The organism is Nocardioides ferulae, assembly GCF_003660455.1.
Lineage (GTDB): Bacteria > Actinomycetota > Actinomycetes > Propionibacteriales > Nocardioidaceae > Nocardioides > Nocardioides ferulae.
In genome coordinates, this window is sequence record NZ_QZVR01000030.1 from 17,801 (window position 1) to 40,868 (window position 23,068).

Genomic DNA, 23,068 nt, shown 5'->3' on the forward strand with positions numbered 1-23,068 from the left:
TCAGACCGAGAGGATCGTGACGGCCGCCGTGCCGGGGGCGCCGTACAGGTGCGCGTAGCCCACCTTCGGGTCGTCGAGCTGACGCTCGCCGCAGCGGCCCCGCAGCTGGTTGGCGATCTCGTAGATCTGGCGCAGGCCGGACGCGCCGACCGGCTCACCGTTGGCGAGCAGGCCGCCGTCGGTGTTGACCGGCATGGAGCCGCCGATCTCGGTCGCGCCCTCCGCGATGAGCTTCTCCTGGTCGCCATCGGCACAGAACCCGTTCTCGGCCATGTGGATGACCTCCGAGCCGGCGTCGGTGTCCTGCAGCTGGATGACGTCGACGTCCTCCGGACCGATGCCGGCCTGCTCGTAGGCAGCCTTCGACGCGTAGACCGTCGGGCTCTGCTCGCCGGTGCTCGGCAGCGACGGCGACAGGAGCTCGAAGGCGCCGTCGCGCCGGGAGAACAGGGTCGAGGCCCGGAGGTAGATCGGGGTGTCGGTGTACTTGTTGGCATCCTCGGCCCGCACGAGTACGGCGGCGGCTGCGCCCTCGTCGGGCCCGCAGTACATGTACTGGCGCAGCGGCCAGTTCAGCACCGGCGAGGCGAGCACCTCCTCCACGCTGAGCGGCTTGTTGCGCCAGGCGTGCGGGTTGCGCGAGCCGTTGCCGAAGGCCTTGGAGGCCACCCGGGCGAGGGTCTCGTGGCTGATCCCGAAGTCGTGTATGTAGCGGGTGATCTTCATGCCGAAGAAGTGCGTCGTGAGGAAGAGGCCGAGGTCTCCGTACCAGTCGGGCAGCCCGGAGACCGACGGGTGGTCGGAGAAGGCACCACGCGGGTGCTTGTCGAGCCCGACCGCGACGGCGACGTTCGCGTCACCGAGGCGCAGGGAGTTGGCCGCCTGCGCGAGGGTGTTGCCGCCGGAGGCGCAGCCGGTGAAGGTCGAGCGGGCCGGGATGCCGGTCAGGCCGAGCAGGCCGGTGATGGCCTCGGGGTTCTTGACCTCCATCGAGGAGGCCCACAGGGTGTCGACCTTGTCCCACGAAACGCCGGCATCACCGAGGGCCTCGATGACGGCGTCCTCACCCATCTGCAGCGCGGACTTGCCGTCGTAGCGGCCGAACGGGTGCAGCCCGACGCCGATGATCGCGATGTCGCCTGACGTGCTCATCGAGCCTGCTCCTTGGTCTGCTTGGGGGCGGGTGTGCCGTCCACGGGGCGGAAGGCGTAGGTCACGGTCTGCTTGCCCTCGGCGTCATGGGCGAACGGCAGCACCACGACCTCCATCTCCTGACCGATGGTGAGCTTCTCCGGGTCCGGCTCGGTGAGCCGGCCCTCGATCCGCAGGCCACCCGGCAGCTCGACGTAGCCCACGGTGTAGGGCTGGAACGACTTCGCGTCGTCCTCGCCGGCGTAGGGCGGGGAGGTGGGCCGGAAGACCTGGCTGGTGAAGGTCCACAGCGCGCCGCGGCGCGGCAGCTCGATCTTCTCCAGCTCCTCACGCTTGCCCGCCACCAGGCGGCTGGCCCGATAGGGGAAGACGACGCTGCCGTCCGAGGCCTTGCCACCGATCAGCGCCGGCTCCTCGGCCGGCCAGGTGAACAGGTCCTCGGCGATCGGGACCGCCTCGGGGTCGATCGCGGTTGCGTTGGCGGCAGTCACTTCGGGTCTCCTGTCAGCAGGGGTACTTGTTGGGTCAGGGCGCGCAGGTGCTCGGCGGACGATCCGAGGAGCACCGCCGAGCCGCGGGAGCGCTTGACGTGCAGGTGGGCCGGGTGCTCCCAGGTGAACCCGATCCCGCCGTGGACCTGGACGTTGTCGGAGGCGTTGGTGACGTAGGCGTCGCCACACACGAGCCGGGCGATGGTCGCCACGAGCGGGAGGTCGTCGCTCTGCGAGGTGACAGCGCGGGTCGCTGCCCAGGCAGCCGATCGAGCACCCTCGAGCCGGACGAGCATGTCGGCGCAGCGGTGCTTCACCGCCTGGAACGACCCGATCGGGCGGCCGAACTGGTGCCGCGTGCGGGCGTAGTCGACCGCCATGTCGAGGGCGGCCGCGGCTCCTCCCACCTGCTCGTGGGCGAGCGCTGCACTGGCCTCGTCGATGAGGCGACCGAGCACCGCCGGACCGTCCTCGGCGAGGAGCCGGGCGGGCGCTGCGTCGAACGAGACCGACGCGAGCCGCCGCGTCTGATCAGAGGTACGACGCTCGTTCGCCCGGACGCCGGCGTGCTCCGTCTCCACCAGGAAGAGGCTCACCCCGTCGCCGTGGCGAGCCGCGGTGATCACTGCCTGGGCGGCGGCGCCGTCGAGGACGTGGGACGCGACGCCGGACACCGTCCAGCCGCTACCCGTCTCAATGGCGGTCAGCGAGACCTCCGCCGAAGGGCGGCGCTCGTCGGCCAGCACCACGGCGATGCGCGCGGTGCCGTCCGCGACGCCCGGCAACCAGCGTGCACAGATCTCAGCCTCCTGGGAGAGGACGAGCGCGCGGACACCGAGGACCGACGTGGACAGGTAGGGGACGCAGGCGAGCGAGCGGCCGAGCTCCACCATCACGACAGCCAGCTCCGCAGGCCCGGCACCGGCTCCGCCGTACTCCTCGGGGACGATCAGGCCCGGCAGCCCGACCTCGTCCGAGAGCAGCCGCCACAGGTCGTCGTCGTAACCGGCGGGCGACTCCATCGCCCGCCGGAGGTCGGCGTCGGTCGCGTGCTTCTCGAACAGACCGCGGAGGAGGGCGGCCAGCTCCGCGCGCTCGGAGGTGTCGGTCGCCATCAGCCGTCCCCGCGCGGCAGCAGGGGCCGGCGGACCTCGGCGCGAGGCCGCTCGACGAGCTCCACCACAGCGCCGTCCGGATCGGAGAGCACCACGATGGTGAAGCCGCCCGTGGGGGTGTCCGCCATCGGGATCCACACCGGGTCGGGAACAGCGAGCCCTTGGTCGACGAGCGAGCGATGGGCGTCGTGGACGTCCTCGACGGCGAGCGCGATGCGGTACAAGCCCTGGGTGTTGGCCTGCCAGGGGTGGCGCATTGCAGTGCGGTCCTCGGTGAACTCGAGGGAGAACGTCGGGTCCTCGGGCAGCCGCAGGCTGAGGGTGCCGGCCGGACCGGGCACGACCTCGAACCCCAGGCACGCGTACCAGGCCGCGGTCGCGGCGAGGTCGGTGCTGACGAGCCGGACGTGGGAGAACTTGCCTCCCGCCGGCTCGTCGACCGTCCCCAGATCCACCTGGACGACCTCGACGGGATCTCCGTCGGGGTCGGTGAGGAGCAGCGCCGGCACGCGCCGGCCCTGGACGACCACCTCCTCACGAAGGCCAGCCTCCGGAACGAGGTCCGCGGGCTCCGCCGCGCGGATCCCGACCGCATGGAAGCCGGTCACCCGGCCGTCATGGTCGGACGGTACGACGCGCGCCTGCGTGATCGGCTCGTACCACGCCACCAGTTCGACCGCCGGCGCTGCCCGGGGGCCACGCTCGTCCCAGTGGAAGACGGTGTCACTGACGGTGTGGTCCACCAGGCCGAGCGGACGCGCATCCGTGTCGTCGGAGTGCGAGCGCATCCGCTCCCGCAGACCGAGCGCCGTCCAAAACGCGCCCGCCTCGGCCAGGTGCAGGGTGTTGACGTTGCAGTGCAGCACCGCGTGCACCAGGGCGAGATCCGGTCGTGCGGCGGACTGGATCGTCACAGGATGGCTCCGGACTCCTTCAGTGCCGGCAGGTCATCCCAGGAGTAGCCGGCCTCGGTCAGGACGAGCTCGGTGTGCTCGCCGTGCTCAGGGGCGCGCAGCTTGGCGTTGGGGCGCTCGTCGAACTGCACCGGGCTGTCGACGACCGCGAACTCGTTGCCGGCGTTGTCCGTCAGTCGGGGCAGGTAGCCGTTGGCCAGGACGGCGGGGTCCTGGTGAAGCTCGGCAGAGTTCTGCACGACGTCCCAGACGCCGTCGAAGTCGGCGAAGGCCTTCTTCCAGTGCTCGAGGTCGTGCGACTCGAAGGTCGCCCGCAGCTCCGCGATACACGCGGCACGGTTCTGGAAGCGCACCGGCGCGGTGGCGTACCGCTCGTCGGTCACCAGGTCGCTCCGGTCGATCCGCGCGCAGAAGTCTCCCCAGAACCGGTCCGCCTGGAGGAGCGAGAACGCCAGGAAGCGGCCGTCCTGGGTGCGGTAGAAGTTCGTGACCGGGTTCGGCATCTCGCTGAGGTCGAACTTCGGCATCGGCTGGCCGGTGACACCGGCGGCGACCACGTCGGTCGCGGTCTGCCACATCCCCAGCGCGAGCAGCGACACGTCCACCGTGCTGGGCTCCCCGGTGCGCTCGCGCTTGAACAGAGCGGCGGCGACACCCGAGGCGATGGCAAAGCCCCCGAAGAGGTCGCCGAAGGCGGGGCGCTGCGGCGGCGGGTAGCCGCCGTCCAGCGGCGAGTAGGCGTCGCCGACACCGCCGCGCGACCAGTAGGCGGCGAGGTCGAAGGCACCGCGCTCGGCCTCGTCGCCCTTCGAGCCGTAGCCGTGACCGCGTGCGTAGATGAGCTTGGGGTTCACGGCGCGGAGGTCCTCCGGCTCGATTCCGAGCCTGCGGCGCGAGTCCGGGAGCAGGTTGGTGATGAAGACGTCGGCGTTCTCCAGGAGCTTGAGGAGGATCTCCTTGCCCTTGGGGTTGGCGACGTCCAGGCCGACGCTGCGCTTGCCGCGGTTGGGCTGCTCGACGAAGTGGTTGATCTGGCCGGCGCCCGGAACCATGCCCGAGTTGATCAGCGCCCGCTGCGGGTCGCCGGTCTGCGGGTGCTCCAGCTTGATCACGTCGGCACCCCAGTCGGCCAGGACGGCGCCTGCGGTGGGGACGAAGGTCCAGGCGGCCAGCTCGACCACCTTGATGCCGTCGAGGACGGGAGTGGGCACGGCTTCCTCTGTCATGGCGGGCTCAGCTCTCTGGTTCGGGGACGTGAGTTCGGACACTAATGTATCTTGACGAAAGTGCCAAGTAGTAGCCGGAAAGCCGTGTTTCCACACGTGAATCGCGGGTTGACGGTTGCGTCATGCCGTCGGTACGTTCCGCAGGCGACGCCGCTCTGAGTCGCATGGCAGGCGCGGGCCAACGACATCGAGAAGAGGTGGGCATGACGCTGCCCCGACCACGAACGCCGATTCCGGGCCTCGGCTCCGATCACCGGGCCGCGATCATCGTCTCGGAGATGCAGCGCGGGATCGTCGACCCGACCATGAGCCAGCTGCCCGGCCTGGCCGAGCAGGTCGCCTCCCGGTCCGTCACGGACCGGATCGACCGGCTGGTGCGGACCGCAAGAGAGCTCGACGTACTGGTCATCTGGTCGTTGATCGTGCCGCGAGCCGACCGGATCGGGACGGGCCGCAACAGCCCGCTCATGTCCCTCCTGCACCGCTGGTCGTTCACCACGGGCACGGAAGAGGTGGCACTCACCCCGGGCCTGACCGTCGATGACCGGGACGTCGTCATCACGCGCGTGCACGGACTGACGCCGTTCCACGGAACCGACCTCGACCCGATCCTTCGTGCGGAAGGGATCGAGACCGTGATCCTCACGGGGGTCTCGACCGATGTCGCGCTCACCGGCGGCGCACTGGAGGCGGTCAACCGCGGCTACCGCGTGGTCCTGCCGACCGACTGCACAGCCGGCTCCTCCGCCGAATCCCACGCCCGACGGATCGAGGAGTTCTTTCCCCTGATGGGCGCCGTGACCATCAGCGACGAGGTCCTGCGCGCCCTGCGGGGGCAGCTGTGAAGATCGGCATGCCGCTGTCCTACGCCGGCGGGTTCATCGAGACGGTCGAGGGGCTGCGGACCTACGAGGACGTCGGGCTGGACGTCGTACTCCTTCCTGAGGCCTACTCCTTCGACGCGGTGAGCCAGCTCGGCTACATCGCGGCGAAGACCGAGCGCCTCGAGCTCTGCACCAGCATCCTCAACATCTACTCGCGCACCCCCACGCTCCTCGCCATGACCGCCGCCGGTCTCGATTACGTCTCCGGGGGCCGCTTCATCCTCGGCATCGGAGCGTCCGGCCCCCAGGTGGTGGAGGGGTTCCACGGCCTTCCGTACGACGCCCCGCTCGGCCGCACCCGTGAGATCGCCGAGATCTGCCGGAAGGTCTGGCGGCGCGAGCCCGTCGCGTTCAACGGCAAGTACTACGACGTGCCGCTGTCGCCCGAGCGCGGCGGCAGCGGGCTGGGCAAGCCGCTCAAGCTCATCAACCACCCGGTCCGGCAGCAGATCCCCCTGATGCTGGCGGCGCTCGGTCCGAAGAACGTGGAGCTCGCAGCCGAGTTGTTCGATGCGTGGGAGCCCATCTTCTTCCTGCCCGAGCGGGCTGACGCCGCGTTCGGCGACGCCCTGGCCGCGGGCCGCGCGAAGCGATCGGGAGACCTGGCACCGCTCGACATCACGGTCGACACCAAGGTCCTCATCACCGACGACCCGGCCGAGAAGGCCGCAGGCGAGCAGCAGGTCCGTGAGCACCTGGCGCTCTACATCGGCGGCATGGGTGCACGGGGCAAGAACTTCTACAACGACCTCGCTGGTCGCTTCGGGTTCTCCGACGCTGCCCGCGAGATCCAGGACCTGTTCCTCGCGGGAAAGCGGACCGAGGCGGCTGCAGCAGTGCCGGCAGGTCTGGTCGAGGGCGTCGCCCTGGTCGGCTCCCCCGGCTGGGTCGCCGAACGCGTCACCGCCTTCGCGGCTGCCGGCGTGACCACGATCAACGCCACCCCCCTCGCCACCACGCACGAGCACCGCGTGAAGGACATCGCATCCCTGAAGGAGTACGCCTCATGACCGACCTGCCGACGTCACTGAACGGGAAGACGATCGCCGTCCTCGGCGGCACGGGGCCGCAGGGACGCGGCCTCGCCGGTCGATTCGCCGCAGCCGGACTGCGGGTGGTGATCGGAAGTCGCAGCGCCGAGCGGGCCGCCACGACGGCGACGGCGCTGCGCGATGCGGTGGGAGGCGACCTGACCGGGAGCGACAACGTCGGCGCGGCCGAGGCCGGCGACATCGTCGTCATCGCCGTGCCCTGGGACGGCCACGGCGAGCTCCTCAAGGAGCTCGCGCCATCGCTCCGCGGCAAGGTCGTCGTCGACTGCGTCAACCCGCTCGGCTTCGACAAGCAGGGCGCCTACGTGCTTCACGTCGAGGAAGGATCCGCGGCACAGCAGGCCCAGTCGATCCTGACGGAGTCCACCGTCGTGGGCGCCTTCCACAACGTCAGTGCCGTCACGCTCGAGGATCCCGAGGTCGCCTCCGTCGACACCGACGTCCTCGTCGTCGGCGACGTCCGCGAGGCGACGGACGTGATCCAGGAGCTCGCGGCGACCATCCCCGGCGTCCGCGGTGTCTACGGCGGCAGGTTGCGCAACGCGCGTCAGGTCGAGGCCCTCACCGCCAACCTGATCAGCGTCAACCGACGCTACAAGGCGCACGCCGGCATCCGGGTCACCGACATCTGAGTCACCGACATCTGAGCAGGGCCGCTGTGCTGAGGGCCGTCACCGACGAACCCGCAGGAGGCCCTCCTGCATCGTCGTCGCACAGAGCCGCCCGCGCCGGTCGAAGATCTCGCCCCGACTGAGGGCCCGGCCGCCGGCAGCCCACCGGGACTCCTGCTCGTAGAGGAACCAGTCGTCGACCCGCAGCGGCGAGTGGAACCAGACGGTGTGGTCGATGGTGGCGAACTGCACGTTGTGGTCGTGGTAGGAGAGCCCGTGCGGCCCGAGGGCCGTCGACAGGAGCATCACGTCCGAGACATAGGCCAGCGACGCGGCCTGCTCGGCCCGGGATGTGCCCACAGCGCGCCGCGCCCGCAGCCACATCCGCTGTCGGGGCGGCACCCGCAGTCCGCGCCCCGCTGATGCGCGGACCGGCATCTCGGGGAACCTGACCTCGAGGTCCAATGATGCGGAGAAGGCCTGGATCCAGGCGAGGTCCTCCGGGTCGTCAGCGAACATCACCTCGGGCGGCAGCGTCTGCGACGGACCGGGAGCGTCGACGTCGGGGACCTGGTGCTCGAGGCCGACCTCGGCGCCCTGGAACGAGGCGGTCATCGTGAAGATGACCTGACCGCCCTGGACGACCTGGACGCGCCGGGCACTGAACGACCCTCCGTCGCGGGTCTCCTCGACCAGGAGATCGACCGGCCGCGACGCGTCGCCCGGTCGCAGGAAGTGCATGTGGGCGGAGTGGATGTCACGGTCCTGCACCGTGCGGGACGCGGCCAGGACCGCCTGCCCGGCGACCTCCCCACCAAAGGTCCGTCTCGGCGCCCGCCCGGCGATCCCGCCGCGGAATCGGAATTCGCCGGTCTGCTCGACCGCGACGATCTCGGAGATCGAGGGCGCTGTGGCGTCGCCGCGCTGCGGTGACTGCTGCTGGGTCACGGCTCACTCCCCCGTTCCAGGCGCGGCAGGCTGCACGCGGAGCAGGCTCTCCTGCGCGAGGCTCGCCAGGAGACCTCCCGCGTCGTCGAAGACGGAGCCGACATACCAGCCGCGACCGCCGCCGGCCGCCCGGGGATGACAGTCGACCAGGGTCCAGCGGGCCATGTCCGCTGCAGCGTGGAACCAGACCGCGTGGTCGATGCTGGGGCCGGGGCGCGCCCCGTCGGCGGAGGGCAGGTTGCCGGTGGTCATGTCGGAGAGATAGGCCAGCAGGCAGGCGTGGAGCAGGGGGTCCTCCGGCAGGTCGACGGTGAACCGGACCCACGCCCGGGTCGGCCACAGGGCCGACGGATGGGGCTGCTCCGGCACGCGGACCTCGGTGGAGACCAGGAAGAGGAAGTCGTCGTACACCGGACCCTCGGGACCGCTGAGGACGGGCGCTGGCTCGACCTGACTGACGGCTGACTCCTCGTCCGCGTCCTGGAACGACGCTGCCATGCTGAAGATGACCTCGCCGTCCTGCAGGGCGACCACGCGGCGGGCCTGGAAGGATCGGCCGTCACGATCCCGGTGGACCTGGAACACGGTGGGTGCCGCCGAGTCCCCCTTCCGCAGGAAGTAGCCGTGCAACGAGTGCGGGCGACAACGCGGATCGACGGTGAGCCCTGCCGCTCGAAGGGCCTGCGCCGCGACCTGCCCGCCGTACAGCGACACCGACTCCCCGGTCGTGGCGCACGCCCGGAACAGGTCGCGATCGATCCGCTCGAGCTCGAGCAGGTCAAGGATGGTCTGGGCTCGCGCGCTCACGGGAGGCACCTCTCTCGGGTCCTGCCGGATGGCGTCCGGCGATAGGCCCAGCATCTTAGTTGACGTTATTGTCAACTTGTCCAGGTGTGCCGGACAAACCCGCTATCCGGGGCAGCGAGCGCCTCCTCGAGCGAACACTCCAGCAGTACGACGTCCGCCGGTGCACCCACCGCGATCCGACGCGGACGGAAGCGGGCATCGGTCAGGTAGCCGGCCAGGGCCACCCGGGGTGTCACTCGCTCCGTCGGGCCGAGGTCCCGCGACGCGGCGGCCACGATGACCTCCCAGGGATCCAGCGGGCCGTACGGCGCGTCGCTGCTGGGGTAGGTGGCGACACCCGCCTCGAGCAGGCTTGCGTACCGGTAGAGGTGCGGGAGGTCATCGGGGTCAACGTCGCGGCGGTAGGAGTCGCCCCGCGTAGTGACGAACGCCGGCTGGGTGACGACGTGCAGGTCCTGGAGCAGGCCAGGATCCGGCACCACGGACGCGTGCTCGATGCGGTCCCCCGGCAGGCGACCGACCTCGTCCAGGACCGCGAGCGTGAGCAGCAAGGACTCCCGCGTGACGCAGTGGACCGCGACGGGCAGGCCCTCCGCGTGCGTCTCCGAGATCGTCGTGGCGAAGTCGTCGAAGGAGGGCAGGTCGTGGTCGCGCAGCAGGAGCTTGCGTCGCCCGAGAAACGTGACGCCGACAGGCAGCGGCCCGGGAAGCGCGGTGAGCCCTGGAGTCGCCTCGGTGACGCTGGTGATGCCGTAGCCCAGGAGTTCCTCGCCGAGCTCCGTCAGATCCGGTACGGCGTCGGGTAGTGCCGGACGGAGGCGCTCGTCGTAGCGCCAGAGTCGACCGGTGGGCTCGCCGTCGGGGCCTCGCTCCACGTCGGCCGAGTCGTCGAGGACGTGGGCGACGGCCCGGAGCGCTGCGGAATTGAGCATCCACAACGCCCCGCTGCGGTGCTGGACCCGCGCCGGACGCTCGGGAACCAGGCCGTCGAGGACGTGGCGGTCCACCGACTCGGCGGCACCCGTTCCACGGATCCACCCCTCGCCGACGAGGTCTCGCAGGGGTTCCAGGGTTGCGCTGCAGTCCACGGAGGCGCGGGCCGCCGCGGTGGCGAGGAGATGGACGTGGTGGTCGTGGAGACCAGGCAGGAGAGCCCCGCCGTACCCGTCGACGTCGTCCACGCCGTCGTCCGCCAGGCGGTCCGCGATCTCGGCGATCCGGCCGCCGCTGATCCGGACGTCGACGCGCCGGCCCTCGACCTCGACGTCGTGCAGGATCATCGCGTCAGCCCCGGGGGTGTCACCGGAAATGTCCCGTGGGCGCAGGTGACCTGCCATCCGTCGCCGGTCCGCTCCATCTCGTGGGACTCGGTCGGGCCGAGCGTGGAGGCGCTGGCATCGAGCATCGAGACATCGACCAGGGTGGCCGTCGGTCCGGTGAGAGCGGCGCCGGCCAGGGTGGTCGCGAGCACGCCCGTCAGGGGGTCGGCGAGGGCGTCCCCGACGGGGACCAGGGCACCGTCCGAGCGGCCGACGAGGCCGGCGCACGCCGCGACGTCGTCCCCGAACCCGATCGTGTCGGACGCGCGTCCGCGGGCGGTGATCGACAGCCAGCTCGTCCCTGACGCCACCACCTCCTCCGCATCGAGGCCGAGGTGTCGTAGTGCTCGCGGACGCGAGGACTCCAGCACCAGGTCGGCGGATGCGACGAGTGAGCGCAGCTCGTGGAGCTCCGTGCGCAGGTCGATCTGAACCTGTCGCTTGGCCCCGTTGAGGCTCTGGAAGAACGCAGGCGGGCCGCTGCGGGCGCCGTCGGGACGCTGGCGCGACTCGACCTTGATGACCTGCGCACCGAGCTCGCCCAGGAGCGCGCCGCACAGGGGTCCCGCCCACAGGGCGGTGAGGTCCACCACGAGCGCCCCGCGCAGATCCGGTCTCGTCGTCATCGCAGGGATCGGTGGCGCCGGCCGGTGCCTCACGAGGCCACCGGCCAGACCCAGCAAGTGCACCCGGGCCTCGGCATCCTCCCCGCTCGTCCTGGCGAGCCAGTCCGCCACCGCCGTCCACTCCTCGATGACGTCATCCTCGACGAGCGCCGGGATGAGCGACCGGTCCTCGGGCCGTGGCAACGAGAGCGCAAGGCTCTCTCCATCGCTGGCGGGAAGGATCCGCATCGCGCCGCCGCACGACCACGGCGCGTTGGGGCCGAGGCCCGCGTGCGCTGCCCGTTCCGCTAGCACCCCCGGCCGATCGATGCCCAGGGCAGCCAGGTGGGCGGCGACCGTCGACGCCGGCTGACCCGGCGCGACCAACGGAGGTCCCGTCGGCGTGCCGGAGAGGGCCATCGCGCCGGAGGTGGCCCAGGCGGCCACCTCACACGAGCTCATCCACCAGCCCCCACGCGTATGCCGTCGTCGCGTCGATGCGTTCGCCGCTGAGCGCCAGCCAGGCCGTCCGGTCAGGCCCGATGCGCCGCGGGATGCTCACGGTTCCACCTGCGCCGGGGATCAGCCCCATCCGCAGCTCCGGCAGCTGGAACCAGGCGTCCCGCCGGGCCCGCACGTGGGTGGCGAAGGAGGGCATCTCCATCCCCGCGCCGATGCATGCGCCGTGGAGGAGCGGGCGGACGCGATCGCGCAGCTCGTGGACCAGCAGCCCCGGGTGCCGCTGCATCCGGAGGAGGTACGCCGTGACGACGTCCGGCGTGGTGCCGAACTCGTCGAGGTCACCGCCGGAGCAGAACGATCGACCCGACCCCACCAGCTCGACCGAGCCGATGGTGGGGTCGAGCCGGACGAGCTCCAGGGCATCGACGAGGGCGTCACGCATCGCGTGACCGAACGCGTTGTGCCGGTCGGGGCGGTGCAACTCGATGCGCAGCTCGTCGCCGGTGCGCTCGAGCACCACCGGATCCGGGCCGACCTCCGGCTTTCCCCGTACGGGGGTGCGCCCCCGCCACGCGGCGAAGTCGGGACCCGCGAGCAGGGTCGAGTAGGCGAGGGCCTCGACCATCAGGGCCTGGCGCACCGTCAGGTCCGCCGTCGTCTCCAAGACGTCGAGCAGCACCCGGGCCGGACCGGGTGGGACGTCGTCGGGAATCTCCATCTCGCAGAGCATGGCGCATTGCGCGGGGACCCGACGGATTCCGGCAAGATTTGACCACTGTGTCAAGGTGCGGGGTCATGACCTCCGTGACCTACGAATTCGACCGCGGCTGCGCGCGGATCACGCTCGCCGAGCACGATCGCGGCAACCCCTTGAACGAACCGACCGTGGCGGCCCTGTTCGGCGCGGTCCGACGTGCCCACGCCGACGGCGCGTGCGTGATCGTGCTCAGCGCCGGGGGCCGCTTCTTCTCGGTGGGCGGGGATCTCGCGGCCTTCGGGGCCGCTGACGACATGCCCGGCTACATCGATGACCTGGCCGACGGACTGCACCGCCTCATCAGCGAGCTGATGCGGTCGCCGGCTGTCGTGATCAGTGCCGTCCAGGGCCCGGCAGCCGGCGCGGGCTTCCCGTTGGCCGCTGCCGCAGACATCGTGGTCGCGGCGGAGTCGGCCTCCTTCACTCTCGCCTACACGAAGGTAGGACTCAGCCCCGACGGGGGCACCAGCCTGCTCGTCCACACCCTCGGCCTGCACACGCTGCTGCGCCTGGCTCTGCTCAACGATTCGCTCACCGCCGCCGAAGCCCGGGAGGTCGGACTCGTCGCGCGCGTCGTACCCGATGGCGAGCTGGCCGGGACGGTCGACGCCCTGGTCGCATCGTTGCTCGCCGGCTCGGGGCCCGCACTGGCCGCCGCCAAACAACTCATCCGGGACGCCGCCGAGCCCGCGCCCGAGACGCTCCTGCGTCACGAGGCGCTCTCCATCCGCCGTCAAGCCGGGCTGGACGGGCCTGAGGGGGTGCACGCCTTCCTCGGGAAGCGGACGCCGTCGTACGACGACCGCCGGTCGACAGCGAAGGAGCCCGGCGATCAGACTTGACGAAAGTGTCAGATTAGGCCAAGGTTGCCCTTCCGAGCGGTCAAGCAGGACACAAGGAGGCGCCATGCGAGCACCAGCAGATCATGCAGCCGGATCGCTGCGCCGACCGCCGACCCCTGGCGACCGAACGGCCGCAGCATGACTGGGCATGACCTGGATGTCGCGGCACTCGTCCTCAGGCTCGCCCTCGGCCCGATGCTCGTGGCCCACGGCTGGAACAAGGTGTTCGGCGCGGGCGGTCTGGCCGGCACGACGCGATGGTTCGAAGGACTCGGGCTCCGGCCGGCCGCCGTGCATGCGCGCGTCGCCGCCTTCAGTGAGATGGCCGCCGGCGCTCTCATGGTGCTCGGCCTGTTCAGCGGACTGACCGCGGCGGCGTTCGTCGGCCTCATGCTCGTGGCCACCCTGACCGACCACCGGGGCAAGGGCTACTTCGTCTTCAAGGGCGGCGCTGAATACACCGTCCTGGTCGCGATGGTCGCGCTGGGCTATGCCTGCCTCGGCCCTGGCGCCTGGTCACTGGACGAGGTCCTCGGGCTCGACCTGGCCGGCGTGGGCTGGGCCCTGAGCGCCCTCGCGCTCGGCGTCGTCGCCTCCGCCGGACTCCTTCTCTCCTCCTACCGCCCCGTCACTCCACTGACAAAGGAATCCTGATGCCCCAGGCCGTCATCGTCTCCGCCGTCCGCACACCGATCGGCACCGCCTTCAAGGGCACCCTTCGCGACACTCCCGCCGAGCAGCTCGCGGAGATCGTGGTGCGCGAGGCCGTCGCGCGGTCCGGCTTCGCGCCGGAGTCCGTCGACGACGTACTGCTCGCCGAGTCCATGTACGGCGGCGGCGACCTCGCGCGCTACGCGGCGGTCGCAGCCGGCCTGACGCACGTGCCGGGGGTGGCACTGAACCGCCACTGCGCCGGAAGTCTCGCTGCCGTCTCCATGGCCGCCGGATCGGTGCGCGCGGGCATGGACGAGGTCCTGGTGGCGGGCGGCGCGATGTCGACCTCGCTGTCGCCGCAACTGACCTGGCGCGTGCCGGGCACGCAGGAGACGAGGACGTCGGCCATGCCGCCGACCTTCCCCCACTACGAGGGCGCCGACGACGACGTCACGATCTCGACCGGGTGGAACACCGCCGTCGAGGCCGGGCTGACGCGGGCAGAGGTGGACGCCTGGGCGCTGCGCTCGCACGAGCGGGCGATCGCAGCGATCGACGCCGGAGTGTTTGAGGGCGAGATCGTCCCCGTGCCCGTGGCCGGACCGGACGGACCGACCGACTTCACGGTCGACGAGCACCCGAAGCGGGGCACCAACGCCGAGAAGCTCGCCTCGTTGAAGCCGCTCCACCCGGAGATCGCTGACTTCAGCGTCACCGCAGGGAACGCCGCCGGCGTCAACGACGCGGCGGCCGCCCTGGTCGTCGCCTCCGACCGGATCGCGCACGAGCAGGGCGCCGAGGCCCTGGCGACGGTGGAGGCCTGGGCGAGCGTCGGCGTCGCGCCGCACCGCACGGGCATGGCTGCGACCGAGGTGATCCCCGTCGTACTCAAGCGCGCCGGCCTCGAGATCACCGACATCGACCTGTGGGAGATCAACGAGGCCTTCGCCTCGGTCCCGCTGGCTGCGTGCCGGGCCCACGGGATCGACGAGGACCGCGTCAACATCTTCGGCAGCGGCTGCAGCCTCGGGCACCCCGTGGCGGCCACCGGGGCGAGGATGCTGACCACGCTCGTCCACGAACTCCGTCGCCGTGGCGGCGGTACGGCCGTCGCCGCGATGTGCGCCGGTGGCGGACAGGGCAGCGCGGTCGTCATCCGGGTCGACTGACCAGCGGTGCGGTCCAGCGACCCCGACCTGGCCGAGAAGGGCGGCGTCCGGACCGCAGATCCTGCCGTGCCGGCGGAGAGCCGGGTCCGCAGCGTCGTGACCTTCGGCGTGCTCGCGGTCTCGGTGTCCTCCTTCGCGCTGCTGCAGTCGTTGGTCGTACCGGTCCTCTCGCAGCTGGAGCGCGAGTTCGACACCGACCAGGCGACGGTCACGTGGCTGCTGACCGGCTACCTGCTCTCTGCGTCGATCGCGACGCCGTTGCTCGGCCGGATCGGCGACGTCGTCGGCAAGACGCGCATGCTCGCGGTGACCCTCACCGCCCTCTCGCTCGGTTCGCTGATGGCAGCCCTGGCGCCCGACATCGGTTGGCTGATCGTCGCGCGCGTCGTGCAGGGCGCTGGAGGAGGCGTCCTCCCCCTCGCGTTCGGCATCGCCCACGACGAGTTCCGGGACCGGATGACCACCGCCGTCAGCATCCTGGCGTCGCTCACGGCCGTCGGGTTCGGGTTCGGGATCGTCGCGGCCGGACCCATCGTCGACCACCTCGGCTACGACGGTCTCTTCTGGCTGCCGATGATCGCGACTGTCGCAGCTGCCGTGGCGACCGGCCTGTTCGTTCCGCCGTCGCCGGTCACGACGCCCGCACGCCTGCCGCTGGTTCCCGCACTGCTCCTCGCGGGCTGGCTCGCATCGCTCCTCCTCGCCCTCAGCAAGGGTAACCAGTGGGGGTGGGCAACGCCGATCACGATCGGACTGCTCGCAGCCGCTCTCGTCATCGCGGCGGCGTGGGTCGTCACTGAACGACGGGTCCCGGTACCGATGATCGACATGCGCATGATGCGGATCCGAGGCGTCTGGGCCGCCAACCTGGTTGCCGCCTTCGTGGGGTTCGGGATGTTCGCCTCGTTCGGATTCCTGCCGCAACTTCTCCAGACGCCGCCTGAAGCCGGGTACGGGTTCGACGCCACCATCAGCGAGTCCGGAAACCTCCTGTTGCCCTCGGCAGTGACCAGCTTCCTGATCGGCTTCTGGACAGCGCCCCTGGTGAGAAGGTTCGGCGCCCGTCAGGTGATCATGACCGGCGCCCTCGTCATGGCGGGCGCCTTCGCGATCATCGCGTTCCGCCACGACGAGACCTGGCAGCTCTACCTCGGTACGACGCTTCAGGGCATCGGCTCCGGTCTGGTCTTCTCCAGCCTCGCCGGCGTGGTGCTCTCGTCCGTCCCCGGACACCAGACCGGCGTCGCGAGCGGGATGAACGCCAACATCAGGACCATCGGCGGGGCCCTCGGGTCGGCGGTGATGGCGGGGATCATCACGGCGCGCATCAACCCGGACGGCTTCCCGGCCGAGGTCGGCTACACCGCCGGGTTTGCCGTTCTGGCGGTCGCGATGGTCGGCGCGGCGGTCGCCGCCCTGGCCATCCCCGACCTTCACGAGCAGGGCACGCACTCGCGGTGGGGCGATGCAGACACCGCTGTCACCGAGGCTGCCGAGCACGGAGTGCGCTGACGGCCCTGATTCCGAGGCGCCCCTGTCCACTGCCCAGGCCTCGAAAAGCGCGTCGGGGCCCGGCCGCTGAATGCGGCCGGGCCCCGTGCGTGCGATCCCTATCCGGGACGGCCGGTCACTGCCCCGGCGTCGTGCCGTCGATCCGCGGGAAGTTGAACAGCTCGCGGGCGTTGGTCTCGGTGACCTTCGTGACGACGTCGTCCGGCAGGTCCTCGAGCACCTCAGCCGCACGCTTGCGGCTGTTGGGCCACAGCGAGTCCGAGTGGGGGTAATCGATCTCCAGCATCGCCTTGTTGTGCCCGATCAGGTCGAGGTTCTTGACACCGAAGACGTCGTCGATGAAGCAGCCCCAGATGTGCTCCCTGAAGAGGTCCGACGGGCGGGTGTGGAAGTCGATGTTCTTCATGTAGTGACGGTGACGCTCCCACACGAAGTCGCTGCGCTCGAGGATGTAGGGGATCCAGCCAATGCCGCCCTCAGCCAGTGAGAACCTGAGCTTGGGGTGCCGCTGGAGCACACCGGAGAACAGCAGGTCGACCGTGCTCCACATCAGGTTGGTCGAGAACAGCGTGATGGCGACCGCGAACGGGGCGTCCGGCATCGACATCTGGCCGGGCACGGCCTGCATCGCCGAGTAGGAGAAGCCGGGGACGTAGGCCGAGGATCCGAAGTGGAGCGAGATGACCATGCCGGTCTCCTCGCACGCGTTCCACAGCGGCTCCCAGTGCGCGTTGTGGAAGCTCGGGAGCCCCATCGGCACGGGGCTGTCCGGGAACGAGATCGTCCGGGCGCCCATCGCAGCGCAGCGGTGGACCTCCCTGACCGTCTCCTCGATGTCCCAGAACGGCACGATGCACAGCGGGATGAAGCGGTCAGGGTACGGCTTGCACCACTCCTCGGAGTAGTAGTCGTTCCACGCCTTCACGCCCGCGAGGGCGAGCTCCTTGTCCTTGGCGCGGAAGAAGACGCCGCCACCGAAGCCGGGGAACGACGGGAAGAGCATGGCAGCCTGGATGCCGTCGAGATCCATGTCCTTGATCCGCGCCGCCGGGTCGTAGCAGCCGGGGATCATGTCCTCGTAGCGGACCGGGTCCAGGCCCCACTCCTCCGGCGGCTTGCCGACGACGGCGTTCAGGCCGACCGTGGGGTAGACGTCACCGTCGTACACCCAGATGTGCTTGTTGTCCTTCTCGATGATCCGCGGCCCGCGCTCCTTGAACTTCTCCGGCAGTCGGTCCTGCCAGACGCGGGGGTGCTCGATGAGGTGGTCGTCGACCGAGACGATCTGGTGGTGGTCCCGCAGCGGCATGGAGGTCTCCTCGTTGATCCAGGGGGTGCACTTTGGTCAGGCGCCTTTGAAATGTGGCCCCGCTCACAGCAGAGGGTATACCTTGTTGACACATTCGTCATCCACCGTTTTCACGACACCCTAGGAGGAGCCATGACCGACCCTGCACCCGTCGAGCGCGAGGACGAGGACGACCACGATCTCCTCACTTACGGCGAGGCCGGCTTCCGCCTCGACGAGGCTGTGCGCGAGCAACGCGAGCTCGTTCGCCGCCTCGAGCAGGCGGGCGATGCTGCGGCCGCCGCCGCTGCCCGCGCCCGGCTCGATGACCTCGAGGAGGCCGTGGCGCGCAACCAACGGCAGCCGATCAACGACGAGAACTTCGAGAAGTTCTTCGGCTATCCGGGAAGCGCCAAGCGGAACACGTGACCCTCGCCCAGCATGCGAGCACGCGCACTCGATGCGTTAACTTGACTATGACGTCAACTAAGGAGGTTCGAGTGCTCGAGGCTGAAGCGATCCGCGACGCGGTGCGTGCACTGCTGGCTGGACGGAACGACCGTCCGATGCTCGACAGCTGGATGAGGGGTCTCGACCGAGACCTCTCGCGGTCGCTGGGCTCGGCGGGGTGGATCGGCATGACGTGGCCCGCTCCCTTCGGCGAGGGCGCCTCCCAGCTCGCCCGGCTCGCCCTCACCGAGGAGCTACTCCGGGTGGGCGCGCCGGTCTGCGCGCACTGGACGGCCGACCGCCAGATCGGCCCGTCCCTCATCCGCTATGGCAGCGTGAAACTCCAGGAGGAGTTCCTCCCACGTATCCGCCAAGGGTCCTTGATCTGCGGCATCGGTTTGTCCGAGCCCGACGCCGGCTCGGACCTGGCAGCGATCCGAACCCGGGCAAGACGCGTCGAGGGCGGTTGGACGATCGACGGCACCAAGGTCTGGACGACCTCGGCCCACGCGGCCGACGTCACCTACCTCCTGGCCCGCACGGGCGAAGCCGGCGGCCGCAAGGAGGGCCTGACCGAGTTCCTGGTCGATATGACGTCCCCCGGTCTCAGCGTGCGTCCGATCACCGAACTCAGCGGCGAGTGCCACTTCAACGAGATGATCTTCGAGTCGGTCTTCGTGCCCGACGACCGCGTGATCGGTGAGGTGGGCAACGGCTGGCAGCAGGTGGCCGACACCCTCGCCTTCGAGCGCGGCGGTGCCGAGCGCTACCTGAGTTCCTACCCCCTACTCGTCGCCGCGCTGGATCGCGCCCGGTCCTTCTCGGACCGAGGCCTGTCCGTCCGTCTCGGCGCGATCGCGGCCCGGATGGTGGCACTGCGCCGACTCAACGTCGACCTGGCCCACTCCCTCGACCAAGGCCAAGTGTCGGCCCTCCTGGCGGCGGAGCTCAAGCTGCTGGGGACGCTCCTCGAGCAGGACGTCGTCGAGGCTGCCAGGGAGATCGCCGGCGTGTGCGGCTCGGACGAGGAGCTCGATCGCCTGTTGGCGCAGGGCATCACCGCGATGCCTGCCGCGACGATCCGCGGCGGCACCAGTGAGGTCATGCGGTCGATCATCGGTCGGTCCGAAGGCCCAGCCAGGCCCCTGCGCTCCTTCTCCCCGGAGCTGCGACCCGTGGTTGACGACGTTCTGGATGAGGCCTGGTCCGCAGACGCCGAGGTCCTCCGCAGGACCCTGACCGATCTCGGCTGGTTCGAGGTGGGCAGCACCGACGAGGAGGACGGCGGAACGCTGGCCGACCTGGCCGAGATCTCTGCCGGTGTCGGACGGCACGCCTCCCCGGTCGAGGTGTGGCCGGAGGCCCTGGACGCGGCCGGCCTCGAGCCGCAGGAGGACACCCGGCGCCGACTGGTCCTGCGAGCAGCAGCGCTCTTCGGTGCCATCGACCGCGCCACCTCAATGACCGTCGAGCACGTGGCGACCCGGCATCAGTTCGGTAAGCCGCTGATCGCCTTCCAGGCAGTCGCCCACGCCGTCGCCGAGATGGCCACCGAACGCGACCTCGCCTACGCCGCGATCCGTGAGGCTCTCGATCGGCCGACGACCGGGACCGCCCTGGCGGCCCGATCGGTGGCGGCCGGCGCGGCGACGCGGGTCGCTGCGCTGGCTCACCAGCTGCACGGCGCCATGGGGCTGACCCAGGAGCACACCCTGCACCACTTCACCGGCCGCCTCTGGGCGTGGCGGGACGCGGAGGAGGCCGCCGTACGCGTGGACCAGCAGGTCGGCGACCTCGTGCTCGGAGGTACGAGCGACGCCCAGTTGTGGTCGCTGATCACGGGCAGCTAGTCACTCGCATCGTTCGCCGCTCCGATCGAAGAAGAAGGGCCCCTGGTCTGCGTCTCCGCAGGCCAGGGGCCCTTCTTTTACCTAAACCGCTCGGCCGGTATTACCTAAACCGACCTCACGTGCGCGAGGGGGGAGTTGAACCCCCACGCCCTTTCGGGCACACGGACCTGAACCGTGCGCGTCTGCCTATTCCGCCACTCGCGCGTGAAGCAACGGCAGGCTATCCCAGGGCTTGCCGCATCCCCAAACCGGGCACCTGCTGCCGGGCGAGGTGCTCCAGGGCTCCCGGGACCGTGCGCCGGACGGCTCTCACCCCGGCCTGGATACGATCGTCGAGGCCTGCCTGCGCGCCGGGCTGGTCACGCCTGCCTGGTCCCGGCAGGATCGAGCCGACGATCCCCAGTCCGACGACGAGCGAGAAGGAGGCGATGTGGGCGGCCTGCAGCGGTTCGAGCAGCGGTTGGAGCAGCTGGTCTCCGGCGCGTTCGCGCGCGCCTTCCGCTCGGCGGTCCAGCCTGTCGAGATCGCCGCCGCGCTCCAGCGCGAGTGCGACAACAACGCCCAGATCCTCTCGCGCGAGCGACGGCTGGTCCCCAACGCGTTCCACGTCGAGCTGTCCGCCTCCGACCTCGACCGGCTCTCGCCCTACGACTCGGCGCTCGAGACCGAGCTGGTGCGCCAGCTCGAGGACCACGCCCGCCAGCAGGGCTACTCCTTCCCCGGCCCGATCACGATCGGGTTCGAGGAGGCCCACGACCTCACCACCGGCCGGTTCCGGGTCCGCGGCCGGGCCCAGGCGAAGGTCACCGGCCACGCGACGCACACCCAGGTACGCCGCGCCCGGGCGCTGCTCGAGGTCAACGGCACCCAACAGCCGCTGCACCCGCCCGGGCTGGTCGTGGGCCGCGGCACCGATGCCGACGTGCGCATCAACGACCCCGGCGTGAGCCGGCGCCACGTGGAGTTCGCGGTCTCGGGCCATGCGGCCGACGGCTCCGACCTGGTCGTCGAGGCGCGCGACCTCGGCTCCACCAACGGTGTGCTCGTCGACGGGCACAAGACGCAGCGCGCCCGGCTGCACGACGGGTCGGTGGTGCGGGTCGGCAACACGACCATGACCCTGCGCGTCGTCGAGGAGGACGTCGTTGTCTGAGCTGACGCTCTTCCTCATCCGGCTCGCCTACCTGGCGATCCTGTGGATCTTCGTGCTCTCGGCGATCTCGGTGATCCGCTCCGACATGTTCGGCGCCCGGGTGCCCGCCGCGGCCCGCGAGGGCGGCCGGCGCGGCGCCACGCCCAAGGCGCCGAAGACCGGCAGACAGCCGTCCAAGCGGCGCGGCGCCCCCACCCACGTGCTCGTCACCGAGGGCGCCAACGCCGGCGAGCGCGCCGAGCTCGACCAGGCACCGATCCTGATCGGACGCGGCAGCGACGCCGCGATCCGGCTCGACGACGACTACGTCTCGACCCGGCACGCGCGCATCGCCGCCTCCGGCGACCAGTGGTTCGTCGAGGACCTCGGCTCCACCAACGGCACCTACATCGGGACCGCCCGGATCACCCAGCCCACCACGATCACCCCCGGCACGCAGGTCCGCATCGGCAAGACGATCCTGGAGCTGCGCAAGTGACCACTCCCCCCACCGGGTCCGCGGGAGCGACGGGCGCGCCCCCGCTGCGGCTGGACTTCTCCGCGCTCTCCGACGTCGGCCGGGTCCGCAAGGACAACCAGGACTCCGGCTACGCCGGCCCGTGGCTGCTCACCGTCTGCGACGGCGTCGGCGGCGCGGCCCGCGGCGACGTCGCCTCCGGCACCGCGGTCCAGCAGCTGCGTCGGCTCGACCAGCGACCCGCCGACGACCTCCTCGGGCTGATCGCCGGGGCCCTGCACCGCGCCCACGACCGCATCGCCGAGCTGGTCGACGAGGACCCCGCGCTGAACGGCACCAGCACCACCGCCACCGTCGCGGTCTTCGACGGGTCGAAGATCGGCATCGGCCACGTCGGCGACAGCCGCGCCTACCTGATGCGCGAGGGCGAGCTCTCCCAGCTCACCCAGGACCACACGTTCGTGCAGACGCTGATCGACGAGGGCCGGATCACCGAGGACGAGGCCCGGGTGCACCCGCACCGCAACCTGATCCTGCGCGCGCTCGACGGCGTCCACGAGGTCGAGCCCGACCTCTTCGTGCTCGAGCTGCAGGCCGGCGACCGGCTGCTGCTGTGCAGCGACGGCGCGAGCGGGGTGCTGCGCGACGAGCGCCTCGCCGACATCCTCGGCTCCGGCACCCCCGACTACGCAGCCGTCGAGCTCGTGCGCGCCAGCCTCGAGGCGGGCAGCACCGACAACGTCACCTGCGTGGTGGCGCACGTCGTCCCCGCCGACGCCGAGACCACCGAGCCCGACCCCGAGCCGCTGCTCGTGGGCGCGGCCGCCGAACTGCGCCGCCGGCTGCCTCGCGGCACCGGCCGCGGCCTCTTCCGCGGGCACCGCGCCGGCGACACCGGCGAGCTCGAGCCGATCGCCGACGAGATCCCCGACGACCTGCCCGCCGGTGTCGAGTTCGCGGTGGCCGCCGACCCGCTGGACCCCGAGGCCGCCCGCTACGCGCCGCGCCCACCGCGCCGCTTCGCCTGGTTGCGCCGGCTCCTGGCCCTGGTCGTCATCGTCGGGCTGCTCTGGATCGCGGTCGCGGCCGCCTGGTCGTGGAGCCAGCGGCAGTACTACGTGGGCGAGGAGGGCGGCCAGGTCGTCATCTTCCGGGGCGTCAACCTCGACCTGCCGGGCGTGTCGCTGTCGGAGCCCTACGAGACCACCGACGTCGACCTCGACCGGCTCTCCGACTTCGACGCCGGCAAGGTCCGCGAGGGCATCGACGCCGCCGACCTCGACGCCGCGCGGCACACCGTCGACAACCTCGCCGCCAAGCAGGAGCCCGAGCCCGAGGGTGGCTCCTGAG

The 23,068-nt window shown here is 70.8% G+C and carries 23 protein-coding genes and 1 tRNA gene; 12 read left to right on the forward strand and 12 right to left on the reverse strand.

Going from position 1 to position 23,068, the window contains the following annotated elements:
- Genes D6B71_RS20925 through D6B71_RS20945 form a run of 5 tightly spaced genes read right to left on the reverse strand, consistent with a single transcriptional unit; the run spans position 1 to position 4,898 of the window.
- Positions 1 to 1,152, reverse strand: a complete 1,152-nt coding sequence (locus tag D6B71_RS20925) for a thiolase family protein (RefSeq protein WP_121258749.1) — start codon at positions 1,150 to 1,152, stop codon at positions 1 to 3.
- On the reverse strand, positions 1,149 to 1,643 hold the full coding sequence (locus D6B71_RS20930; RefSeq protein ID WP_206051898.1) for a Zn-ribbon domain-containing OB-fold protein: 495 nt from the start codon (positions 1,641 to 1,643) through the stop codon (positions 1,149 to 1,151). The genes D6B71_RS20925 and D6B71_RS20930 overlap by 4 nt, the downstream gene beginning before the upstream one ends.
- Entirely contained in the window at positions 1,640 to 2,758 is a 1,119-nt protein-coding gene (locus D6B71_RS20935) for an acyl-CoA dehydrogenase family protein (RefSeq protein WP_121258750.1), read from the reverse strand. The genes D6B71_RS20930 and D6B71_RS20935 overlap by 4 nt, the downstream gene beginning before the upstream one ends.
- Entirely contained in the window at positions 2,758 to 3,672 is a 915-nt protein-coding gene (locus D6B71_RS20940; RefSeq protein ID WP_121258751.1) for a VOC family protein, read from the reverse strand. The genes D6B71_RS20935 and D6B71_RS20940 overlap by 1 nt, the downstream gene beginning before the upstream one ends.
- Positions 3,669 to 4,898, reverse strand: coding sequence for a CaiB/BaiF CoA transferase family protein (locus D6B71_RS20945; protein WP_121258752.1), 1,230 nt, complete (start codon positions 4,896 to 4,898; stop codon positions 3,669 to 3,671). Before D6B71_RS20945 ends, D6B71_RS20940 begins: the two co-directional genes overlap by 4 nt.
- 122 nt (positions 4,899 to 5,020) lie before the next feature.
- Between D6B71_RS20945 and D6B71_RS20950 the strand changes: the two genes are divergently transcribed.
- The 3 genes from D6B71_RS20950 to npdG are packed head-to-tail and all read left to right on the forward strand — an operon-like array spanning position 5,021 to position 7,466.
- A complete protein-coding gene (locus tag D6B71_RS20950; protein WP_121258753.1) occupies positions 5,021 to 5,743 on the forward strand; it encodes a cysteine hydrolase family protein in 723 nt (240 codons plus the stop codon).
- Positions 5,740 to 6,792, forward strand: a complete 1,053-nt coding sequence (locus D6B71_RS20955) for an LLM class F420-dependent oxidoreductase (protein ID WP_206051899.1) — start codon at positions 5,740 to 5,742, stop codon at positions 6,790 to 6,792. The genes D6B71_RS20950 and D6B71_RS20955 overlap by 4 nt, the downstream gene beginning before the upstream one ends.
- Positions 6,789 to 7,466: an NADPH-dependent F420 reductase gene (npdG, locus tag D6B71_RS20960; RefSeq protein ID WP_121258754.1), complete on the forward strand. Its 678-nt coding sequence runs from the start codon at positions 6,789 to 6,791 to the stop codon at positions 7,464 to 7,466. The genes D6B71_RS20955 and npdG overlap by 4 nt, the downstream gene beginning before the upstream one ends.
- 39 nt (positions 7,467 to 7,505) lie before the next feature.
- On the opposite strand, the gene D6B71_RS20965 is transcribed toward npdG, so the two are convergent.
- From D6B71_RS20965 to D6B71_RS20985, 5 genes are all read right to left on the reverse strand, one after another.
- Complete coding sequence (locus D6B71_RS20965; protein ID WP_121258755.1) at positions 7,506 to 8,393, reverse strand: acyl-CoA thioesterase; 888 nt, start codon at positions 8,391 to 8,393, stop codon at positions 7,506 to 7,508.
- Positions 8,394 to 8,396: 3 nt separating this feature from the next.
- Positions 8,397 to 9,200, reverse strand: a complete 804-nt coding sequence (locus D6B71_RS20970; protein WP_240641615.1) for an acyl-CoA thioesterase — start codon at positions 9,198 to 9,200, stop codon at positions 8,397 to 8,399.
- Positions 9,201 to 9,271: 71 nt separating this feature from the next.
- Complete coding sequence (locus tag D6B71_RS20975) at positions 9,272 to 10,480, reverse strand: amidohydrolase family protein (RefSeq protein ID WP_121258757.1); 1,209 nt, start codon at positions 10,478 to 10,480, stop codon at positions 9,272 to 9,274.
- Complete coding sequence (locus D6B71_RS20980; protein ID WP_121258758.1) at positions 10,477 to 11,586, reverse strand: CoA transferase; 1,110 nt, start codon at positions 11,584 to 11,586, stop codon at positions 10,477 to 10,479. The genes D6B71_RS20975 and D6B71_RS20980 overlap by 4 nt, the downstream gene beginning before the upstream one ends.
- Complete coding sequence (locus D6B71_RS20985) at positions 11,573 to 12,304, reverse strand: enoyl-CoA hydratase/isomerase family protein (protein ID WP_240641616.1); 732 nt, start codon at positions 12,302 to 12,304, stop codon at positions 11,573 to 11,575. The genes D6B71_RS20980 and D6B71_RS20985 overlap by 14 nt, the downstream gene beginning before the upstream one ends.
- Positions 12,305 to 12,381: 77 nt before the next feature.
- Here D6B71_RS20985 and D6B71_RS20990 point away from each other — a divergent pair, with 77 nt between their 5' ends.
- The 4 genes from D6B71_RS20990 (at position 12,382) to D6B71_RS21005 (ending at position 16,520) form a co-directional block, all read left to right on the forward strand.
- A complete protein-coding gene (locus tag D6B71_RS20990) occupies positions 12,382 to 13,185 on the forward strand; it encodes an enoyl-CoA hydratase/isomerase family protein (protein ID WP_121258760.1) in 804 nt (267 codons plus the stop codon).
- A 138-nt stretch (positions 13,186 to 13,323) separates the two neighbouring features.
- The gene (locus tag D6B71_RS20995; protein WP_121258761.1) at positions 13,324 to 13,839 is read left to right on the forward strand and encodes a DoxX family protein; all 516 of its coding nucleotides are present in this window, start codon (positions 13,324 to 13,326) and stop codon (positions 13,837 to 13,839) included.
- Complete coding sequence (locus D6B71_RS21000; protein ID WP_121258762.1) at positions 13,839 to 15,008, forward strand: thiolase family protein; 1,170 nt, start codon at positions 13,839 to 13,841, stop codon at positions 15,006 to 15,008. Before D6B71_RS20995 ends, D6B71_RS21000 begins: the two co-directional genes overlap by 1 nt.
- Before the next feature lie 123 nt (positions 15,009 to 15,131).
- The gene (locus tag D6B71_RS21005) at positions 15,132 to 16,520 is read left to right on the forward strand and encodes an MFS transporter (RefSeq protein ID WP_240641621.1); all 1,389 of its coding nucleotides are present in this window, start codon (positions 15,132 to 15,134) and stop codon (positions 16,518 to 16,520) included.
- Between the two features lie 115 nt (positions 16,521 to 16,635).
- Here the strand turns inward: D6B71_RS21005 and D6B71_RS21010 are convergent, their stop codons facing one another.
- Positions 16,636 to 17,829, reverse strand: a complete 1,194-nt coding sequence (locus D6B71_RS21010) for an amidohydrolase family protein (protein ID WP_121258764.1) — start codon at positions 17,827 to 17,829, stop codon at positions 16,636 to 16,638.
- A 132-nt stretch (positions 17,830 to 17,961) separates the two neighbouring features.
- Between D6B71_RS21010 and D6B71_RS21015 the strand changes: the two genes are divergently transcribed.
- Together D6B71_RS21015 and D6B71_RS21020 are read left to right on the forward strand one after the other, a co-directional pair.
- Positions 17,962 to 18,237 carry an acyl-CoA synthase gene (locus D6B71_RS21015; RefSeq protein WP_121258765.1) on the forward strand — a complete coding sequence of 92 codons (276 nt, stop codon included), beginning with the start codon at positions 17,962 to 17,964 and terminating at the stop codon, positions 18,235 to 18,237.
- 71 nt (positions 18,238 to 18,308) lie between these two features.
- Entirely contained in the window at positions 18,309 to 20,108 is a 1,800-nt protein-coding gene (locus D6B71_RS21020; protein ID WP_164519765.1) for an acyl-CoA dehydrogenase family protein, read from the forward strand.
- A 120-nt stretch (positions 20,109 to 20,228) separates the two neighbouring features.
- On the opposite strand, the gene D6B71_RS21025 is transcribed toward D6B71_RS21020, so the two are convergent.
- Positions 20,229 to 20,312: transfer RNA gene (locus D6B71_RS21025), tRNA-Leu, on the reverse strand.
- 28 nt (positions 20,313 to 20,340) lie between these two features.
- Between D6B71_RS21025 and D6B71_RS21030 the strand changes: the two genes are divergently transcribed.
- Genes D6B71_RS21030 through D6B71_RS21040 form a run of 3 tightly spaced genes read left to right on the forward strand, consistent with a single transcriptional unit; the run spans position 20,341 to position 23,067 of the window.
- Positions 20,341 to 21,261 carry an FhaA domain-containing protein gene (locus D6B71_RS21030; RefSeq protein ID WP_338036812.1) on the forward strand — a complete coding sequence of 307 codons (921 nt, stop codon included), beginning with the start codon at positions 20,341 to 20,343 and terminating at the stop codon, positions 21,259 to 21,261.
- Positions 21,254 to 21,739 (forward strand): FHA domain-containing protein FhaB/FipA, encoded by a 486-nt coding sequence (locus tag D6B71_RS21035; protein WP_121258768.1) that lies wholly within the window; start codon positions 21,254 to 21,256, stop codon positions 21,737 to 21,739. Before D6B71_RS21030 ends, D6B71_RS21035 begins: the two co-directional genes overlap by 8 nt.
- The gene (locus tag D6B71_RS21040; protein WP_121258769.1) at positions 21,736 to 23,067 is read left to right on the forward strand and encodes a PP2C family protein-serine/threonine phosphatase; all 1,332 of its coding nucleotides are present in this window, start codon (positions 21,736 to 21,738) and stop codon (positions 23,065 to 23,067) included. Before D6B71_RS21035 ends, D6B71_RS21040 begins: the two co-directional genes overlap by 4 nt.
- Position 23,068: the final 1 nt, after the last annotated feature.

What these genes read in the sequence shown, in the direction of transcription:
- D6B71_RS20925 (WP_121258749.1), bottom strand. Translation starts at nt 1,152, where the DNA reads ATGAGCACGTCAGGCGACATCGCGATCATCGGCGTCGGGCTGCACCCG.
- D6B71_RS20935 (WP_121258750.1), bottom strand. Translation starts at nt 2,758, where the DNA reads ATGGCGACCGACACCTCCGAGCGCGCGGAGCTGGCCGCCCTCCTCCGC.
- D6B71_RS20945 (WP_121258752.1), bottom strand. Translation starts at nt 4,898, where the DNA reads ATGACAGAGGAAGCCGTGCCCACTCCCGTCCTCGACGGCATCAAGGTG.
- D6B71_RS20950 (WP_121258753.1), top strand. Translation starts at nt 5,021, where the DNA reads ATGCCGTCGGTACGTTCCGCAGGCGACGCCGCTCTGAGTCGCATGGCA.
- npdG (WP_121258754.1), top strand. Translation starts at nt 6,789, where the DNA reads ATGACCGACCTGCCGACGTCACTGAACGGGAAGACGATCGCCGTCCTC.
- D6B71_RS20975 (WP_121258757.1), bottom strand. Translation starts at nt 10,480, where the DNA reads ATGATCCTGCACGACGTCGAGGTCGAGGGCCGGCGCGTCGACGTCCGG.
- D6B71_RS20980 (WP_121258758.1), bottom strand. Translation starts at nt 11,586, where the DNA reads ATGAGCTCGTGTGAGGTGGCCGCCTGGGCCACCTCCGGCGCGATGGCC.
- D6B71_RS20985 (WP_240641616.1), bottom strand. Translation starts at nt 12,304, where the DNA reads ATGGAGATTCCCGACGACGTCCCACCCGGTCCGGCCCGGGTGCTGCTC.
- D6B71_RS20990 (WP_121258760.1), top strand. Translation starts at nt 12,382, where the DNA reads ATGACCTCCGTGACCTACGAATTCGACCGCGGCTGCGCGCGGATCACG.
- D6B71_RS20995 (WP_121258761.1), top strand. Translation starts at nt 13,324, where the DNA reads ATGACTGGGCATGACCTGGATGTCGCGGCACTCGTCCTCAGGCTCGCC.
- D6B71_RS21000 (WP_121258762.1), top strand. Translation starts at nt 13,839, where the DNA reads ATGCCCCAGGCCGTCATCGTCTCCGCCGTCCGCACACCGATCGGCACC.
- D6B71_RS21010 (WP_121258764.1), bottom strand. Translation starts at nt 17,829, where the DNA reads ATGCCGCTGCGGGACCACCACCAGATCGTCTCGGTCGACGACCACCTC.
- D6B71_RS21015 (WP_121258765.1), top strand. Translation starts at nt 17,962, where the DNA reads ATGACCGACCCTGCACCCGTCGAGCGCGAGGACGAGGACGACCACGAT.